This window comes from Gemmatimonadota bacterium (assembly GCA_041390125.1).
Taxonomy (GTDB): Bacteria; Gemmatimonadota; Gemmatimonadetes; order Longimicrobiales; family Gaopeijiaceae; genus JAGQIF01.
Genome location: JAWKQN010000005.1, coordinates 230001 through 247167, shown reverse-complemented (window position 1 = coordinate 247167; position 17167 = coordinate 230001). Strand labels below are relative to the sequence as shown.

The 17167-nt window shown below is 72.2% G+C and carries 16 protein-coding genes, 1 rRNA gene and 1 riboswitch; of the genes, 6 read left to right on the top strand and 11 right to left on the bottom strand.

Features of this window, described 5'->3' with window-relative positions:
- Nucleotides 1-34 precede the first annotated feature (34 nt).
- Genes aroB through R3E98_05945 form a run of 4 tightly spaced genes read right to left on the bottom strand, consistent with a single transcriptional unit; the run spans nt 35 to nt 3181 of the window.
- Entirely contained in the window at nt 35-1135 is a 1101-nt protein-coding gene (gene aroB, locus R3E98_05960; GenBank protein ID MEZ4422930.1) for a 3-dehydroquinate synthase, read from the bottom strand.
- Entirely contained in the window at nt 1132-2322 is a 1191-nt protein-coding gene (locus R3E98_05955; protein MEZ4422929.1) for a DUF6782 family putative metallopeptidase, read from the bottom strand. The genes aroB and R3E98_05955 overlap by 4 nt, the downstream gene beginning before the upstream one ends.
- Nucleotides 2298-2804 carry a 2-amino-4-hydroxy-6-hydroxymethyldihydropteridine diphosphokinase gene (gene folK, locus R3E98_05950; protein MEZ4422928.1) on the bottom strand — a complete coding sequence of 169 codons (507 nt, stop codon included), beginning with the start codon at nt 2802-2804 and terminating at the stop codon, nt 2298-2300. Before folK ends, R3E98_05955 begins: the two co-directional genes overlap by 25 nt.
- Before the next feature lie 5 nt (nt 2805-2809).
- Nucleotides 2810-3181: a cupin domain-containing protein gene (locus R3E98_05945; protein MEZ4422927.1), complete on the bottom strand. Its 372-nt coding sequence runs from the start codon at nt 3179-3181 to the stop codon at nt 2810-2812.
- Between the two features lie 187 nt (nt 3182-3368).
- Between R3E98_05945 and R3E98_05940 the strand changes: the two genes are divergently transcribed.
- A complete protein-coding gene (locus R3E98_05940) occupies nt 3369-5522 on the top strand; it encodes a PBP1A family penicillin-binding protein (protein ID MEZ4422926.1) in 2154 nt (717 codons plus the stop codon).
- 22 nt (nt 5523-5544) lie between these two features.
- Here the strand turns inward: R3E98_05940 and R3E98_05935 are convergent, their stop codons facing one another.
- Nucleotides 5545-7497, bottom strand: coding sequence for a TonB-dependent receptor (locus tag R3E98_05935; protein MEZ4422925.1), 1953 nt, complete (start codon nt 7495-7497; stop codon nt 5545-5547).
- A 154-nt stretch (nt 7498-7651) separates the two neighbouring features.
- Nucleotides 7652-7784, bottom strand: a riboswitch (cobalamin riboswitch).
- A gap of 56 nt (nt 7785-7840) precedes the next feature.
- Nucleotides 7841-9187, bottom strand: coding sequence for a thymidine phosphorylase (locus tag R3E98_05930; protein ID MEZ4422924.1), 1347 nt, complete (start codon nt 9185-9187; stop codon nt 7841-7843).
- 2 nt (nt 9188-9189) lie between these two features.
- Here R3E98_05930 and R3E98_05925 point away from each other — a divergent pair, with 2 nt between their 5' ends.
- On the top strand, nt 9190-9969 hold the full coding sequence (locus R3E98_05925) for a hypothetical protein (protein ID MEZ4422923.1): 780 nt from the start codon (nt 9190-9192) through the stop codon (nt 9967-9969).
- 2 nt (nt 9970-9971) lie between these two features.
- On the opposite strand, the gene R3E98_05920 is transcribed toward R3E98_05925, so the two are convergent.
- Nucleotides 9972-10220, bottom strand: coding sequence for a YtxH domain-containing protein (locus R3E98_05920; protein MEZ4422922.1), 249 nt, complete (start codon nt 10218-10220; stop codon nt 9972-9974).
- Between the two features lie 176 nt (nt 10221-10396).
- Here R3E98_05920 and ruvX point away from each other — a divergent pair, with 176 nt between their 5' ends.
- From ruvX to thiE, 3 genes are read left to right on the top strand one after another with little or no spacing between them, the layout of a single operon-like run.
- Nucleotides 10397-10879: a Holliday junction resolvase RuvX gene (ruvX, locus tag R3E98_05915; GenBank protein MEZ4422921.1), complete on the top strand. Its 483-nt coding sequence runs from the start codon at nt 10397-10399 to the stop codon at nt 10877-10879.
- Entirely contained in the window at nt 10876-11868 is a 993-nt protein-coding gene (gene mltG / locus R3E98_05910; protein MEZ4422920.1) for an endolytic transglycosylase MltG, read from the top strand. The genes ruvX and mltG overlap by 4 nt, the downstream gene beginning before the upstream one ends.
- Nucleotides 11865-12512 (top strand): thiamine phosphate synthase, encoded by a 648-nt coding sequence (thiE, locus tag R3E98_05905; protein MEZ4422919.1) that lies wholly within the window; start codon nt 11865-11867, stop codon nt 12510-12512. Before mltG ends, thiE begins: the two co-directional genes overlap by 4 nt.
- Here thiE and R3E98_05900 read toward each other — a convergent pair.
- Nucleotides 12505-13527 (bottom strand): hypothetical protein, encoded by a 1023-nt coding sequence (locus tag R3E98_05900; protein MEZ4422918.1) that lies wholly within the window; start codon nt 13525-13527, stop codon nt 12505-12507. The genes thiE and R3E98_05900 overlap by 8 nt on opposite strands.
- Nucleotides 13528-13725: 198 nt before the next feature.
- Between R3E98_05900 and R3E98_05895 the strand changes: the two genes are divergently transcribed.
- Nucleotides 13726-15231, top strand: coding sequence for an alkaline phosphatase family protein (locus R3E98_05895; GenBank protein MEZ4422917.1), 1506 nt, complete (start codon nt 13726-13728; stop codon nt 15229-15231).
- 5 nt (nt 15232-15236) lie between these two features.
- Here the strand turns inward: R3E98_05895 and R3E98_05890 are convergent, their stop codons facing one another.
- The 3 genes from R3E98_05890 to rrf all read right to left on the bottom strand — a co-directional run bounded on the left by R3E98_05890 (nt 15237) and on the right by rrf (nt 17086).
- Nucleotides 15237-16268, bottom strand: a complete 1032-nt coding sequence (locus R3E98_05890) for a DUF4956 domain-containing protein (GenBank protein ID MEZ4422916.1) — start codon at nt 16266-16268, stop codon at nt 15237-15239.
- Between the two features lie 29 nt (nt 16269-16297).
- A complete protein-coding gene (locus R3E98_05885; GenBank protein ID MEZ4422915.1) occupies nt 16298-16723 on the bottom strand; it encodes a hypothetical protein in 426 nt (141 codons plus the stop codon).
- A 246-nt stretch (nt 16724-16969) separates the two neighbouring features.
- Nucleotides 16970-17086, bottom strand: a 5S ribosomal RNA gene (gene rrf, locus R3E98_05880).
- Between the last annotated feature and the right edge of the window lie 81 nt (nt 17087-17167).

Below are 17167 nucleotides of genomic sequence, written 5' to 3'. Positions count from 1 at the left end.
GCGTCGGGAGGATAACCCGGGGCGGGCACGTTCGTCACCCCCGCGCGTGCAGCACCGCAACCACCGCCTCTTCTTCCGGGGTGTGCAGCCAGCCTGCGCCGGGGGCCACCACGCCGGCCCGCTCCAGCAGGACGTAGCGCGCGCGCCCTTCCTTCCCCTTCTTGTCCGAGCGGGTGGCGGCCACGATGGCCTCGGCGGGCCAGCGGGTCAGGGGCTCGCCGTCGAGGCCCAGCGCGGACAGCGCGGTCGTGATCCGCTCGGCCGTGCCCGCGTCGCTGACGCCCAGGGCCTCGCCCAGCCGCGCCTCGGCGATGACGCCGGCCGCCACGGCCGTCCCGTGCGGGAGCGCGAAGTCGCTCAACCGCTCCAGGGCATGCCCGATGGTGTGCCCGAAATTCAGGATGCGCCGCAGCCCCGCTTCGCGCTCGTCCTGGCCCACCACCTCCGCCTTGATGGCGATGGAGTCGCGGACGACGGCCGCGGTCTCCTCCACGTCTCCGGCCAGGAGGGCGGCGGCGGCGTCTTCGATGCGGCCCAGATGGGCCGCGCTGCGGATGGCTCCGTGCTTGACGGCCTCGACGAGCCCCTGTGCGCGCTCGCGGACGGGCAAGGTGGCTCCCAGGGTGGGATCGATCACCACGGCGCGGGGCGCATGGAAGGCCCCGACCAGGTTCTTGCCGACCGGCGTGTTGACGCCGGTCTTGCCGCCCACCGACGAGTCGATCATGGCCAGCAGCGTGGTGGGCACCTGCACGACCGGAACGCCGCGCATGAACGTCGCTGCCACGAAGCCGGCTAGATCCCCGGTCACACCCCCGCCCAGCGCGATCACGAGCGAGTCCCGGTCGTGCCCGTCGGCGAGCAGCGCCCCGGTGAGGCGGGCCCATTCCGCCACGGACTTGGAGGGCTCGCCGGCGGGGAAGGTGTACAGGTCGCTCGGTCGCGCGCAGCCGGCGCGCACCGCATCCGCGTGCAGCGCGGCCACGGTCGCGTCGGCGATCACGGCCAGTCGGGCTCCCGGAGCGACGTCCTCCAGCAGGGGCGCCAACGCGCACGCTCGTCCGGCCTCCACGTAGAGCGGGTAGTCACCGGCTGCCGCAGTCGAGCGGACGACCCGGGCGGGCGGGAGGATCACGGCACCGACAGCTCCACCCCGGACGGAGGCTCGGCACCGATGCGCACGATCGCCACCGGCCGGTCCGAGACCGTGCGCGCCTCCAGCGCCCACTCCCCCCCGGCGAGGGTGTCCAGGAAGGCGTCGCGGGCGGCGGGGTCGTCCCAGACGGTGGCCCAGACCAACCCGCTCTGACCGCCCTGCTCCCAGAGGAGGAAGCGGTCCCCGTCCCATCCGCGCGCGGCCGCCCCCGCCATGGTACCCGCCCGCTCCTCCAGCAGGATGCGCGTTCCGAGCTGCCCCAGCTCGTCCTCGATCCGGATCTCGACACCGGGCGCGGTCAGCGCGAGCGCCGTGGGGTCGTCGCGCTCCCCCACGAAGCGCGCAGGATCGTCCACCTGCTCGGTCGACTGCGGAAGATCGCGGCCGAAGGGAGCGGGCCGACCGCCCTGCGCCTGCCAGAGCGCCTGCACGAAGCCGGCGCCCGCCAGATAGGGGTAGAGCAGCGATTCCTGGATGACACGCGGTGCGGAGGCGAGCGCCGGATACTGCGTGCGCGCCTGCTCGAGCAGGGGTCGGATGCGCCCCTGGAAGTCGGTCACCGTGGAGAGGTCGAGCGGCTCGCCGCGCATCCCCTCGGCCATGAACTCCAGCATCACCAACGTGGCGTGCCCTTCGATGGCGGCTTGCGCCGCCGTCTGCCGGTCGGTGCCGCGCTCGCGCGCGGTGATGGAATCCAGCGACGTGGTCTGGTCCTGGATGGCGTGCACCAGCTCGTGCACCAGGATGGTCCGCGTCATCGCCTCCGGCTGCTCGCGCATCACGAACAGCGCCGTGGAGTCGGGGTCGTAGAAGCCGGCCACCTGCTCGAGGTGCACGTCCAGCAACAGGGCCCGCAGGTCCACCGGTGCGGGGAACAGGCCCAGGAGCCCGTAGGCGTCGGACAGGGCCTGCGCCCGCGCCACCGGCAGCTCCTCGTCCACCTTCACCCGCAGATAGCGCTCCAGCTCCTCGCGGCTCCGCCATTCCACCCGGACGGGCTCGGTCAGGGCCAGGTTGGCCTTGGCGGCGAGCGCCGGGAGCAGCTCCCCCGCCATGCGCGCCAGCGCCGGATCGGAGGAGCGCACCCAGGTGGTGTCCGGGGGGGCGGCGCAGGCGCTCACGAGGAGGGCGGCCGCCAGCGTCAGCATGGGACCGCGCCTGCCCATTCGGGCGCCTCCACCCGCACCACCTCCGTGCGGTCCGCGGGCGCCAGGCGCTCCAGCAGGCCCGCCACGGAGAGGTCGGTCTCGGGATCGACCCAATCGGCAGCGATCTCCGCCAGGGGCTCCAGCACGAACGCCCGCTCCCGGAAGCGCGGATGCGGGATGCGCAGACCGGCCGCCTCCAGCGTGCGCGCGCCCAGGAGCAGGACATCCACATCCAGCGTGCGCGGGCCCCAGCGCTGGGTGCGGATCCGGCCCGCCGCGGCCTCCAGGCTCCGGATCCAGTCCGCCAGCTCGGAGGGGCCCGCCCCCGTCTCCCCGACCACCACCGCGTTGAGGTAGGGGGCCTGGGGCACGTCCCCGACGGGCTCGGTCTCGTACAGCGAGGACACGGCCGCCCGGTGGAGGCGGCCGCAGAGGGCGTGGGCCGCCGCCGTCAGGTGGGCCCGACGATCCCCGACGTTGGACCCCAGCGCGAAGGCCACCCGGGTCAACCGGCCTCCGGCACGGCGGCGCGACCGTAGCGGTCCTCCAGCCGGACCACGTCCTCCAGGTGCGGCGTGGACGCTTCCAGCATGGTGCAGTCCGTGACCGCCACCATGCGGTGCACGGTATGGGGCCGGACCCGGAAGTTGTCGCCCTTCTCCAACGTCAGCTCCTCGATGTCGCCTCCGACCGGGCCGGCGTAGAAGCGCAGCACGCCCTCCAGCAGGTAGAGCGTCTCGTCCTTGATCTCGTGGTACTGCAGCGAGAGCGCCTCCCCCGCGTTGATCTGGAGGATCTTGCCCACATAGTGCTCCGTTTCGGCCCAGATGAGCTCGTGGCCCCACGGCTTCTCGACCCGTCGCGGTCGTCCCTTCATGCGCTCCCGTCCATCCTTCCGGGCGCCTGCCGGCGCCATTGTTCCGCCAGCCTACCCATACGCGGTCGGGCGGATCCCGGACCTCGGTAGCTGGCTCCGTGTACTGGCTTTAGCTTTGCAGTTCGGTTCCCGTTCGCCCACCGGGCTCGCCCGGTCGCCCGTTGTCCCGCACCGGGCCAGGCCCGCCATGTGGAAGAAGCCGCTCGCCGTCGTCAAGCGCTTCGCACAGGTCCCCTACGTCTGGATGCCGGCCGTCTTCCTGGGCTTCGCCGCCCTGGGCGGCGCCCTGGGCTCCTGGCAGAACCTGTGCGCGACCTGTCCGTCGATCGCCCAGATCTACAACTACGAGCCCACCCAGACCAGCAAGGTCTACGCCCGCGGGGGCGAGCTCATCGCGGAGTTCGGCGAGGAGGCACGCACGCCCGTCGAGATCGCGGACCTGCCGCCGCACGTCCCCCACGCCTTCGTGGCGGTCGAGGACAAGCGCTTCTACCGGCACAACGGGCTCGACTTCATCGCCCTGCCCCGGGTGGCCTTCGGCGTCCTGACCGGCACCTCCGGGCAGCGGGGCGGCGGCAGCACCATCACGCAGCAGCTGGCCCGCAACATGTTCGAGAGCATCGGCTCCGAGCGGCGGGACATCTGGAAGCTGATCGTGCGCAAGTTGAAGGAGGCCCGGGTGGCCATGCAGCTCGAGGAGGTCTACACCAAGGACCAGATCCTCGAGGCCTACATCAACCAGATCAACTACGGCCAGAACTGGCTGGGCATCCAGACGGCGGCCCGCAACTATTTCGGCAAGAACGCCTCCGAGCTCACGCCTTCGGAGGCGGCCATGCTGGCGGCGATCCCCAAGAGCCCCACCCGCTATTCCCCGCTCAACAACCCCGACCTCACGCTCGAGCGCCGCAACCTGGTGCTGCAGCTCATGGCGGAGCAGGACTATCTGGAGCGGGCGGACGCGGAGCGCTACAAGCAGGAGCCGGTGCCCACGGTGCGGGCCCAGATGGACAAGGGCATCGCGCCCTACTTCGTGGAGTGGGTCCGCGGACAGTTGGACGACCGCTTCGGCTCCCAGCTCTACACCGCCGGCCTGCGCGTCCATACAACGTTGGATGCGTCCATGCAGCGAGCGGCCAATCTGTCGATGGAGCACGGCTTCGTGGCCGTGGAGGGGCGTCCCGGCTTCCGCCACCCGCGCTATGCGCAGTTCGCCGATTCGACCTCGCTCTCCATGGCCAACAGCCCCTACGTCCAGGGCGCGTTCGTCGCGCTGAGCCCCCAGACGGGCGAGGTGTGGGCCATGATCGGAGGGCGGGACTTCCGCCACTCGAAGTTCAACCGCGCCACCCAGGCTCGTCGCCAGGCCGGATCGTCCTTCAAGCCGTTCGTCTACACCTCCGCCATCGCCAGCCGCATCCCGGCGTCCCACGTCATCATCGACGCTCCCGTCGTGATCCCGCAGCTCGACACCACCGAGTGGAAGCCCAAGAACTTCAGCGGCGAGTTCGCGGGACCGATGACGCTGCGCGAGGGACTGCGCACGTCCACCAACATGATCGCCATCAAGCTGGGCATGGAGGTGGGCCTGGAGACCGTGGCGCAGACGGCGCGGCGCATGGGCATCCGCACCGAGGTCGAGCGCTTCGAATCCACCGCCATCGGAGCCGTGGAGGTCGTGCCCCTCCAGATGGCGGAAGCGTACAGCGCGTTCGCGACGCTCGGCACCAAGTCGGTTCCGCACGGCATCGCGCGGGTCGAGTCGGCGACGGGCGAGGTCCTGTGGGAGATCGAGCCGGAGCAGGCGGAGGTGCTCGACCAGCCCGTCGCGCGGATCATGGTCTCCATGATGGAGGACGCGGTGAACCGCGGTACGGGCACGGCGGTCCGCACCACCGCGGGACTGCCCTACGACGTGCGGGTGGCGGGAAAGACCGGCACCACCAACGACGCGACCAACACCTGGTTCATCGGGTACACGCCCAACCTGCTGGCGCTGGTGTGGTTCGGGATGGACCTGCCGCAGACCACCCGCCCGAATGCCACCGGAGGCGGGGACGCCGCGCCCGTGTGGGGCGAGTTCGCGCGCCTGGTCTACTACGGCAACACGGACGAGGACTCCGACCCCGGCTTCGAGCCGATGCTGGAGATCCCGGCCGAATGGCCGATGGTGGACGGACTGACCACGCGGCTCGTCGACGCCAAGACCGGGAAGCTCGCGTCGCAGTGGTGTCCGGAGGAGGACCAGTACACGGAGCTCTACCTGCCGGGAACCGAGCCCACCGACCTGTGCGACCGGTCGGGCGAGGGTCTGCTCCGGCGCCTCCGCATCCCCCGCTGAGGGGACGCGGAGGCGCGCAGGGTCAGCGGCCCCGCCAGCTCAGACGGCCTCCCAGCTCGACCCCCCGTCCGGGCGCGTCGAAGCCGAACACCTGCTGATAGCGTGCGTCGAAGGCGTTCGTCACGCGGACGAACAGCTCGGCCTGATGGGGTGACTCCTCTGCGGCCACGCGCACATCCACGCCCGCGGCGACCGTCGTCCAGGCCCGGAGCGTGACCGGAGCGGCCGGGAAGGCCGTGAAGTCCCGGTCCGCGCGTTCGCCCGAGTACACCAGCCCCAGATGGGCACCGGCCCGACCCTGGCGCGCGCCCAGATCCACACGCACCTGGTCGGCGGGACGGCGCAGGAGCGCTTCACCCTCCACGAAGGTGGCCCCGACCCCCTCGTCGAACCCGGCATCGGTCACCTCCGTCCACAGGTGTGTCCAGTCGATGCGCGCGCGAAGCGTGCCGTCGTCCCAGCCGGCTCCCACCTCCAGGCCGTCCGAGCGCGCGGCCGCCACGTTGTCGTAGTTGGGCCCGCCCGGTGTGGTCGGCACGAACGTGTACTGGATCAGGTCGCGGAAGGACTGCCGGAAGGCCGTGCCCTGCAGCTGGAACCGCTCCCCGAGGAACGAGCGCTCCAGGCCCAGCTCCCAGGACGTCGAGCGCTCGGGGGACAGGTCCGGATTCCCCCGGGTGAAGCCCGTCGCGAACGTCTCGAAGAAGGTCGGCTCCTTGATGCCCCGCCCCACCGCCGCCCGCAACCGGGTGGACGGCGCCGGGCTCCACGATGCCGACCCCTGCCACGTGGAGAAGCCGCCATAGCGCTCGTTGTCCTCGTGTCGGGCTCCCAGGTTCACGTGCACCGGACCCAGCTGGGTTCCCAGGTGCGTGTAGGCCGCGCGGTTCGACCGTGCGTTGGCATCGCGGCCCGTCGAGGGTCCGAACTCCGATTCGGAGAGCGTGAAGGAGCGGACCCCCTGTCGTTCCAGCTCCGCCCCGAGCGTCCAGCGCATCCGGTCGGAGGCGCGCCATCCGACCCGTACGTCCAGGGCGCTGCGTCGGTAGCTGTCCAGGCTCTGGAAAGCGTAGAAGCCCACGCTGTCGGCTGCGGAGTCGGCCTTGTCGTCGGTGCCTCCGTCCGTCGTGAACGTGCTCGCCACCGCCCGCAGGTCGACGCGGGCGCCGAGGGATCGCGCCCAGGTGAGCGACAGCGCCGTCTCGTCGGCGAAGGTGTACTGGTTGCGATCCACCACGGATCCGTCGGACGCGGTCGGGAAGTGATAGCGCCGCTCGCCCACGCGCGCGCTGACGTCCAGGCGGCCGCCGTCTTCGAAGCGCAGCTGCCCGTGTCCCTGGAACACCGTGTTCCGGTGTCGGTTGTTGAAGGGAAGGATGCCGTCGGTGTCGTAGCGCGCGAGGCTGGCCGCGAACGAGGCTCGCTCGCCGCCTCCGCTCAGGTGTACGGTCCCGTCGCGCCGTCCCCAGGTCCCGCCGCGCAGGAGCACGTCGGCGCGCGGCTCGCCCCGCCCGGCGCGGGTGACGATGTGGATGACCCCGGCCACCGCGTCGGATCCGTGTAGCGCGCTGGCGGGCCCTCGCACCACCTCGATGCGCTCGATCGCCTCCACGGTGAGCCCGGCGAAGTCGAAGGCCCCGCCGGGCTGGTTCACCTGCACCCCGTCGACGAGAACGAGCGTGTGATCGCTCTCGCCGCCGCGGAAGAAGAGCGAGGCCACGCTCCCTTCCGGGCCGTTCTGCGCGATCGTGATCCCCGGCACGGCGTCGAGGGCATCGACGACCCGGGTGATGCCCCGCGCACGCAGGTCGTCCCCACCCAGCACGGTCACGTGGTTTCCGACGGTGGTCGCGGAGACGGGGAACGGGCTCGCCGTGATGACGAACCCTTCGAGGGTGTAGGGCTCGGGCTCCTGTGCCTGCAGGGGCCCACAGACCAGGGACGACAACAAGACACTGCCGACGGTGCGGCGCATTCGGATGGCTCTCCCGTCCCGCCCGCGCGGGACCCGTGGCCTGGCCCGGAACGGGGAGCGCCGCCGGCGAAGCCTGCGCGTGCGCGCGGACCTGCACCGGTCACGCCGACCTCCGCCCACGAGCGGCCGGGTGGTTGTGGTGCGCGGGGGTCAGGTCTCCTGGCTCGAGGCCGTCCTGCCCTGCCTTCCCGGAGGAACCCTCCAGTGGCGTGATCCAGGCGGACGTTCCGGAGCGTGCTCCGGACCTCTCACAGTGGCGGGGCCGCGCCGGCTTCTCACCGGCTTCCGGGATGACCCCCCGCGGTTTTCGTGGTGGCCAACATGCCGGGACCGGGGACGGGCGTCAATGCGCGGGCGGCGCTCCGCGCACGCGGATGGCTTGGGCGTCGATGCGCTCGAGCAGGAGGGGCAGCGGGGGTGGGCCACCGTCCTCTCCGATGTCGATGGCGGCCTGGAGTCGGGCGATGCCGCGCTCCAGGTCCGCCGGGGTGCGCGCATGCACGATGCCGAGCGCCTCCCCCACCGAGACCGACCCGCCGGGCCGCGCCTGGATCTCGAAGCCGACCGCGGCGTCGATGGCATCGTCGGCGTGGCGGCGTCCCCCTCCGAGCTCGACGGTGGCCCAGCCGAGGGCGCGCGCATCGATGCTCCGCACCACGCCGCTCGATGCCGCATGCACGACGGCCCGCTCCGGAGCCCGCGCCAGGAGCGCGGGGTCGTCGACGACCCGGCGATCCCCTCCCTGCGCCTCCACCAGCGCCGCGAAGCGCTCCCGCGCTCGACCACTGGCCAGCGCTGCGCGACAGCGGCTCCGGGCCGTGTCCAATCCGGCCTCCACCCCGCCCGTGACGAGCATCTCGGCGCCGAGCTCCACGCACAGCTGCACCAGGTCCTCCGGGCCTTCGCCCGAGAGCGCGCGCACGGCCTCGGCGACCTCGAGCGCATTCCCCACCGCATGCCCCAGCGGACGGTCCATGGCCGTCAGCCGCGCCACCGTGGGCACACCGCGCTCGGAGGCCACCCGCACCATCGTGCGCGCGAGCGCGCGCGCGTCCTCCAGGTCGGGCAGGAACGCGGCCTGGCCGACCTTCACGTCGAGCACGAGGGCATTGATGCCCTCCGCCAGCTTCTTGCTCAGGATGGACGCGGTCATGAGGGCCGGGGAGGGCACGGTCCCCGTCAGGTCCCGGAGCGCGTAGAGGCGCCGGTCCAGCGGAGCGATCCGCTCGCTGGCGCCGATCATGGCGCAGCCGACCCGCCCCAGGACGCGCTCGAACTCCCCGAGGTCGAGCCCGGTGCGGAACCCCGGGATGGACTCGAGCTTGTCGAGCGTGCCTCCGGTATGGCCGAGCGAGCGGCCCGACATCATCGGGACCATCCCCCCCAGGCAGGCCACGAGCGGCGCGAGCACCAGCGACGTCTTGTCGCCGACCCCGCCCGTCGAGTGCTTGTCCACCCGGTGGGGGGACAGATGCGAGAGATCCAGCACCGCGCCGGACTCCAGCATGACGGTCAGGAGGGTGGCCAACTCCTCGTCCTCCAGCCCGCGGAAGACCACCGCCATGAGGAACGCGGCCATCTGGTGCTCGGGGACCTCGCCCCTCGCGTATCCGGTAAGAAGCTCCGTGAGCTGCTGCGGGGACAGGGTCTGCCCGTCCCGCTTCGCCTCGATCACTCGCTGGGGGATCACGCGTGCCGCATCCGCGTCGAAGGGGCCTGTGGCCCGCCCTGCCCCTGCTGGGCCTGATCCTCCTGCCCGCCGGCGTCGGCGCGCAGGACGCCGACGGCTGGATCACGGCCGCGGAGGCCTACCGCCGCCCCCATCGTCCCGACTCGGCGCTGGCCATCCTCTCCCGCGGGCTCGACGTCGAACCGGGCACCTACGCCCTGCTCTGGCGCGCGGCCCGCGAGGCCGTCTCGTCGGCGATGCTGGCCGAGGGTGAAGCGCGCGCGCGCGGCTTCGCCACGGCCGTGGAGCTGGGCCGCCGGGCCGTGGCCGTCCGACCGGAAGGGACGGAAGGCCGCGCGTGGCTGGCGGCCGCGCTGGGGCGGCACGCCCTCGACCAGGGCGCCCGCACGCGGGTGCAGATGGCCAACGAGATCTACCGGCTGGCCACGGCCGTGGTGGAGGTCGAGCCGACCAACGGCGTGGCCCAACACGTCCTGGGGCAATGGCACGCCGAAGTGCTCCGGGCCAACCGCCTCACGCGCTTCCTGGCCCGGAGCCTGCTCGGGGGTGACACGTTCTCGCAGGCCTCCTGGGAGGAGGCCGTGGCCCACCTGGAGGCGTCCGTCCGGGCCGAGCCCTGGGCGCTCATCCACGGCCTGGAGCTGGCGCGCGTCTACCACGAGGTGGGCCGGAGCGACGAGGCCCGTCGCGAGCTGGAGCGCATCCTCGCGCTTCCCGACTCCGAAGCCACGGACCCGCAACATCGGGATCGCGCCGAGCGTCTCCTGGGCGAGATGCGTTGACGTCAGGTGGGCAGTCGCTTGCGCGCCGCCCGCACCGTATCGTCCACCCGCTGCTTCATGTCGTCGGCCAGGTCGTCCCAGCGGTCGACGGCGCCGTCCTTCAGGGTGTGCGCCGCACGGCGGATCCGTTTGCGCGTCCGCGTCCCCGGCTGGGGTGCGGTCAGGAGCGCGACGCCGGCGCCGATCGCCGCACCCAGCACGAGACCCGCGAGGAATGGGAGGACCCGCTCCGTGCCGTCGTGATCGTCCATCGAAGCCTCCAAGGAGATGCGGAGAAGCCTTGGGGGTGCTCCGTAGGAACGGTCACCGACGCGCGAGCGCCGGGCCGAGCCGCGAAGGCCCCCACTTGTGCAGAGCGTTCCTCCTAAGATAATCCAGAACGAGGCGCCTCGGGGGCGCCCGCCCCGCCCCGGTCCCGGAGCCCACCATCGCGCCGCCCACCGCGCCTCATCCTGGAGCCACCCGCCCATCCGGGCGCTTCCTGGGGATCGACTTCGGGGAACGGCGGGTAGGGGTGGCGGTCAGCGACCCCACCGGCCGCCTGGCGTCGCCGCTCACCACGCTGGTACGCCGGGCCGGCAAGCGCCCCCCCCTGGCCGACCTGGAGCGCATCGCCCGCGAGCAGGAGGCGGCCGGGCTCGTGTTGGGACTGCCGCTGGATCTCGACGGCGAGGAGACGGAATGGACCCAGGAGGTGCGGGCGTTCGGCGTGACCCTCGTCCGCCGTCTCGGGATTCCGCTCCACTTCCAGGACGAGCGGTTGACGTCGGTGCGCGCGGAGCGCGCGATCCGCAGCTCCGGTCTGCCGCGGGGAAAGCGGGAGGACCGCACCCGGGTGGACGCGGCCGCCGCCGCGCTGATCCTGCAGCTCTGGTTGGACCGCACGCCCCTGGACGGAGGCGACCGTTGAACCGCCGGCTGGTCCTGGCGTCCCTGTTGTTGAGCGTGCTGCCCGCGACCGGGTGCCGTACGGAGGGCCAGGGCGCCGCCGTGGAGGTCACCGTTCCCGCGGGCTCCCCGTTCGTGGCGGTCGTGGACTCGCTCTCCGCGCGCGGTCTGGTGGACCAACCGCTGCTGTTCCGCGTCTACGCCCGGGTGCGGGGCGCCGAGAGCCAGGTCCGCTCGGGCCGATACGCATTCCGCACCGGGGACGGCTGGGCGCGCATCCTGGACGACATGGTGGCCGGTCGGGTGATGACCGTCGCCATGACCATCCCGGAAGGGTTCACGCTTCGACAGATCGCTCCGCGCGTCGCGGCGCTGAGCGAGGCTTCGGAGGACTCGGTGCAGCAGGCGTTCCGCGCTGCGGATGTGGAGTCCGTGTACGAAGTGCCGGGCCCTGGCCTCGAGGGCTACCTCTTCCCGGACACGTATCGCTTCGCGGCCGGAACGCCGGTCCGCGCGGTGCTGGACGCCATGACGGACCGCTACCGCGCCTTCTGGACGCCGGAGCGGCGCGCGCGCCTCGCAGCCTTGGAGATGAGCGAGCGCGAGCTGGTCACGCTGGCGTCGATCGTCCAGGCCGAGGCACGCCGCCCCGACGAGATGCCGAGCATCGCCTCCGTCTATCACAATCGTCTGGAGCGCGGGTGGAGGCTGGAGGCCGATCCCACGGTCCTCTACGCGCTCGGCGGGCCTCGGGCACGCCTGCTGTACGCCGCGATCGATTCGGTGGCCGACCACCCCTACAACACCTACCGGCAGGCCGGCCTCCCGCCGGGGCCCATCGGCGCGCCGGGAGAAGCCGCGCTCGACGCCGCCCTCCACCCGGCGCAGGAGCCCTACCTCTTCTTCGTGGCCCGGCCGGACGGATACCACACCTTCACGCGCACGTTGTCGGAGCACAACCGCGCCAAGGCCGAGGCCCAGCGTGCGTTCCGCGAGCGCAGGCCCTCGTGATCCCCGATCGTTTGCGCCTGATGGTCCTCACCGACCGGAGCGCCGCCGGAGGGCGGGCCGTCGAGTGGGTCGTCGAACGCGCGTTGGCTGCGGGCGCCCCTGCCGTACAGCTTCGCGACAAGAGCGCATCGGCGCGCACGCTGATGGAGAGCGCCCGCCGGCTGCGTGCCCTGACGGCGGAGTACGGAGCGCTGTTCCTCGTCAACGACCGGTTGGACGTGGCTCTGGCCTCCGGCGCCGACGGTGCGCACCTGGGTCCGGAGGACCTCCCGCTCCCCGCGGCGCGCGCGCTGGCTCCGGAGGGATTCGTGCTCGGATACTCCACGGACGACCCGGACCGCGCCCGCGCGGCTGCATCCGAAGGAGCCAGCTACATCGGGTGCGGCACCATCTTCCCGACGCATAGCAAGGCGGACGCGGGCGCGGCGGTGGGGCCGGACCGGGTCCGTGCGGTCGCGCGGGCGGCAGGCATCCCGGTCGTCGCCATCGGCGGCATCGACACGCACAACGTGGCAGCGCTCGCCGGGTGTGGTGCGGCGGGGATCGCGGTGCTCGGGGCCGTCATGTCCGCGCCGGACCCGGGCGCGGCGACGCGGGCGCTGCTGGAGGGCGCGGCCGCGCTGGCGACGTGCGATGTCAGTTGACGGAGCGGCAGGACCGCACGATGTAGCGGTCCCTCCGGCCTTCGGAGCGGAGCATCTCGAAGAACGATGCGAGATAGTCGCGCGCTCGACCCTGGTTGCGCCGACTGAGGCCCGGAACCGCGTCCACCAGGGCGAGCACATCGGCTTCGCGGGCCAACAACTCGGCGAAGACGGGGAGGTAGTCCATCCCTTCCACGCAGAACCCCCGGTAGGCGCGCTCGCGCACGCTCTCGATCCCCAGCGTCGGATTGACCACGGCGTACGGCGCGTCGACCAGCCCGCTGAAGTCGAAGTCGTAGACGAGCGGCACGAAGCTGCCGTCCGCCAGATGCAGCAGGTGCGCGTTGTGGAATTCGACGATCGACCAGTCCGTGTTGCCGATCATGAACTGGAAGAGCGAGGTCAGCACCTGGGCCCGCGGCACGTAGCCCGTGGGATCGAACAAGGGGGTCTTCTGGAGGGTGCCACCGAGGCGCTGCGCCGCAGCCTCTTCGTCCTCGATCAGGAAGCCGTACCGGGTCACCGGATCCTCGCGACCGCGGAGGTCGGCGTAGGTCATGCGCACCAACCGCACACGCAGGGCCCAGGGGCTCACGAGGGTGTGCACGCGGTAGGCGAGATACTCCTCCAGGACGTCCTGCTCGGAGTCGTTCTCGTCCCGGCAGAAGCTGACCAGCTTGAGCTTGTCCTGCCCCTCGAAGACGGTGCCTGCGAGCTGGCTGCGCGGCAGATCCAGGCGCAGCGGCGGGAAACCGCACGTGGAGCGGCGCAGGCGGAAGTTCCCTCGGGTGCGCAGATCCACGGGCAGCGTGTGACCGGTGGCTTCGAGGAACAGCAGGCCCGGCCGCTCGGGCGCGTCTTCGCTCCGGTCACCGGAGATCGCGTCGACGTCCAGCACCAGCCGCATCACGAGCGGCTCGTCCTCCGCGAACAACGGTGCGGCCGGGGCCGCCGGCGCCTGGGCGGCGGCCGGCAGGGCCGTCAGCAGCAACAGCGCGCACGCCCTTCCGATCATCGTCCTCCTCCCGAGGCCGGGGCATATCCGACCGGGGAACCTAGGACGCGAACACCCGGCGCTCCAGCGCGGCGTCATCCGACGCGACGGCGCACCGGAACCGCCGCGCTCCTCCTGGCCCTCTCGGCCGCTGCCTGCGGGGGACCCGGCACCGCAGGCACACCCTCCCCGCGGCTGCCGCAACCGGATCCCGGGCTGATGGTGCTGATCGTCGTGGACCAGCTGCCCTACCGGCTGTTGGAGCGGTATGACGACCTGTGGACCGGCGGCTTCCGGCGGCTGCGCGACGAGGGCCGCTCGTGGACCAACCTCACGCACGACCATGCGGTGACGGAGACCGCGCCCGGACACGCGAGCCTCTCCACCGGGACGCACCCGTCGCGGCACGGGATCGTCGCGAACGGCTGGCTGGAACGGGACTCGACCGGGTGGCGCACGGTGGAGAACATCGTCGACGGCGAAGCCCCGCTCGTGAGCGCACCGGAGTACGCCGGGGGCTCTCCCGAGCGGCTCCTTCAGCCCGGTCTGGCCGATTGGATCCGCCAGGTCGACCCCGACGCCCGGATCGCCTCGGTGGCCGGGAAGGATCGCGCGGCGGTGCTCCTGGCCGGGCGGGCGACCGGCTTCGTCTACTGGTACGATGCGCGCGTGGCCCGCTTCGTCACCTCCGCATGGTATGCCGCTCGGGATCCCGGCTGGCTCGACCGCGTCCAGTCCCGGGTGCTGCCCCCGCTGCTGGCCGACTCGGTGTGGGAATCCACCGTCCCGGCGGGCGTGGTGGAGCGCGCCCGGCCGGACGCGGCCGCCTGGGAGGGGGATGGGGTGCACACGACATTCCCGCACCGGCGCGACGTCGAGGGCTCCTCGCCGGGCCTCTGGCTGGCACGGACGCCGGACCTGGACCTGGCCACGCTGGCGGTGGCCCGCGCGGCGGTCGAGGAGCTGCAGCTCGGCGGCGGGGACCGGTTGGATTACCTGGCCGTGGGGCTCTCGCAGACGGACCGCGTCGGGCACGCCTTCGGGCCGCTCTCCCAGGAGCAGCTGGACAACCTCCTGCGCCTCGATGCGGCCCTCGGCGCGTTCCTGGGCTTCCTCGAGAGCGCGGTCCCGGACGGGCGCCTCCTGGTGGCGCTCACGTCCGACCACGGTGTGCTCGACGCACCGGAGTGGCGGGCCTCCCAGGGCCTCCCCGGCCGGCGTCTCGACCTGGACGACCAGCGACGCTTCTCCGACGGCGTGCGCGGCGCCCTCCAGGGCGGCTCCGAGCCCGTGTCCGCCCTGGTCGACACCCTGCGCGCGCTGGACTGGATCGGCGGGGCCTGGCCCCGCGAGACGCCGACCCCGGACACGTTCGCGGTGCTGGAGCGCAACGCGATCTTCCCCGGCCGGTACGGCAGCACCCTCGAGCGCTACGGGGTGGGGTACCGCCTGACCGAAGGCACGCTCGACTGGGGCTGGCCCCGTGGCACCCAGCACGGATCCCCGTACCACTACGACCGGCACGTGCCCTTCGTCCTGTGGGGAGCGGGGTTGGACCCCGGGCTGGAGCCGACGGCTGCCTCCGCGGTCGACGTGGCGCCGACCTTGGCCACGTGGATGGGTGTGGCGGTCCCGGACGGGTTGGACGGGGGCCCGCTCCTGGGCCGGAGACCTTCCGCCCCCAGGGACTCCGCCGCGCTCGGTGGGGCACCGGGCGCGCGCTGACGTCCTCAGTCGTCGTCGGCGTCCGGGCGGCGGGTCTTGAGGCCGGAGAGCGAGCGGATCTCGGCTGCGAGGACATGCGTTCCGCCGTCGGCACGGATGGCGTCCAGCAGCTCGCCCGGGGTGTACTCCTCCCTCAGCCGGACCAGGTACTCGAGCACCGACGTCGAGGCGTCTCCCGGGACGATCTCCGCCAGGCGCCAGCGGAAGCACATGCGCTCGAGGAGCGTCTCCACGAGGCGCTGCGTGATGCCCACCGCTTTGGCCTGCACGATCAGGACGGAGTAGCGCCGCTTCTCCTTCTGCGAGGACGCTTCTGCGTCCAGATGACCCTGCATGCGGGCGATCCGCTCGGCGACGTCACGCAGGTCGCGTGGCGTCAGGGCCTCGAGGAGGCGTCGGTCGCCGATGCTGACCGCGCTCTTCCCCGAACCGGGCCCCGCCAGCGTCTCGCCCAGGTTGAGCGCACGCGTGCGACGCGCACTGTCGGCGTAGATGTTCCCGAAGTCCTGCGCCCAGAGCACGAGGTTGATGGCGTTGAAGACCACCGAGACCACCGCGGCCACCCCGATCGCCTGGACGCCACACGCCAGGCCCACCCCGATGGCGAGGAAGACGTAGACGCCGTCCTTGACGTCCTTGAGGGTGGTGCGGAAGCGCACGGCCGCCACGATGCCGGCCAGGCTGAACGCGAGCGCGAGCGAGTTCTGGACGATCAGCACGATCCCGGTCACCGCCACCGGCAGGACCAGGAGGGTGTGCACGACCGATTGGTCGTAGTCCCCTCGGCGCTTGATGAGGATGTAGGTCCACGCGACCGGGAGCATGATGAGCAGCGACGAGACCACGGACAGGAAGACCGTGAAGAGGTCCAGACCGACCGTGACGTCGGCGGAGGCTTCGGGAGCCGTGAGATCGCGCAGACGCTCGAGCGAATTGGCCGACCACACCGACGGTGCGGCGCGCGCGAGGACGACGAGCAGACCCAGGAGCGCAGCGTAGTACAGCGCCAGGCGCAGCAGGGAGCTGCGGTTCGCCATGTCGTGCGATCGTTCGCGCCGCGGGCCGCTCATCGGCGCGCCTCGCCACCGAACTCGTCCACGAGCAGGTCGTCGAACTGGTCCGCCTGCTCGGAGGTCCACAGCACCAGGTCGACGAGCTCGGAGGGATCGAGGTCCTCCATCGGGCGACCGGCCACCAACCGCACCCGGTCATCCCCACCGACCCAGAAGCTGGCCCGACCGAACAGCGTGCCGTTCAACTCGAGCAGACGTCGGAAGAAGGCACCCCGACCGTCCGGAGGCACGGCCATGATCTCGAGCGTGATCAGCAGGAGCGGGACGCTCGGGTCCCGCGGGTTCGGGACGATGGAGATCTCCCCTTCGGCACTGCCCCGTCGGAGGGGCCGGGTGAAGCCGGGCGCGAGGGTCCCATCCTCCAGACCCTCCACCAGCTCCGCCACCAGCGCCCCCAGGGCAGCGATCGGCTTGGGCATGCAGCGCCTCTCCTGGATACGCACGAGGGGAACGAGCCGGCTGTCGCCGGTCGTGACACGTCCTTGGGCGGGCTCTGCGCCAGCGCCGGGAAGGCGCTCAACTTCGGGGCAGCGAGCCCACCGCGGCAACTCCGGTGTGGCCGGCGCCACGGCGGTCGCAACGCGGCGCGGGCCGTGGGGGGTGTGGGGATGGGAAAAGGAAGCGCCCCGCCGCGGGCGAACCCGGGCGGGGCGTTTCGGAGATGAGGCTGGCGGCGTCGTACTCTCCCACCGAGCTGCCTCGGCAGTACCATCCGCGCTGTGGGGCTTAACGGCCGTGTTCGGGATGGGAACGGGTGTGGCCCCCACGCCATCGCCACCAACCACATGTGACGGGGTGTTGATCCGGGCGCAGGAGGTCGTCCGGCTCCGGGGGCCTCCCTGCGACGTACCATACAGGTACGT

What these genes read in the sequence shown, in the direction of transcription:
- R3E98_05955 (MEZ4422929.1), bottom strand. Translation starts at nt 2,322, where the DNA reads ATGGGCAGGCGCGGTCCCATGCTGACGCTGGCGGCCGCCCTCCTCGTG.
- R3E98_05945 (MEZ4422927.1), bottom strand. Translation starts at nt 3,181, where the DNA reads ATGAAGGGACGACCGCGACGGGTCGAGAAGCCGTGGGGCCACGAGCTC.
- R3E98_05940 (MEZ4422926.1), top strand. Translation starts at nt 3,369, where the DNA reads ATGTGGAAGAAGCCGCTCGCCGTCGTCAAGCGCTTCGCACAGGTCCCC.
- R3E98_05935 (MEZ4422925.1), bottom strand. Translation starts at nt 7,497, where the DNA reads ATGCGCCGCACCGTCGGCAGTGTCTTGTTGTCGTCCCTGGTCTGTGGG.
- R3E98_05920 (MEZ4422922.1), bottom strand. Translation starts at nt 10,220, where the DNA reads ATGGACGATCACGACGGCACGGAGCGGGTCCTCCCATTCCTCGCGGGT.
- R3E98_05900 (MEZ4422918.1), bottom strand. Translation starts at nt 13,527, where the DNA reads ATGATCGGAAGGGCGTGCGCGCTGTTGCTGCTGACGGCCCTGCCGGCC.
- R3E98_05895 (MEZ4422917.1), top strand. Translation starts at nt 13,726, where the DNA reads ATGGTGCTGATCGTCGTGGACCAGCTGCCCTACCGGCTGTTGGAGCGG.
- R3E98_05890 (MEZ4422916.1), bottom strand. Translation starts at nt 16,268, where the DNA reads ATGGCGAACCGCAGCTCCCTGCTGCGCCTGGCGCTGTACTACGCTGCG.
- R3E98_05885 (MEZ4422915.1), bottom strand. Translation starts at nt 16,723, where the DNA reads ATGCCCAAGCCGATCGCTGCCCTGGGGGCGCTGGTGGCGGAGCTGGTG.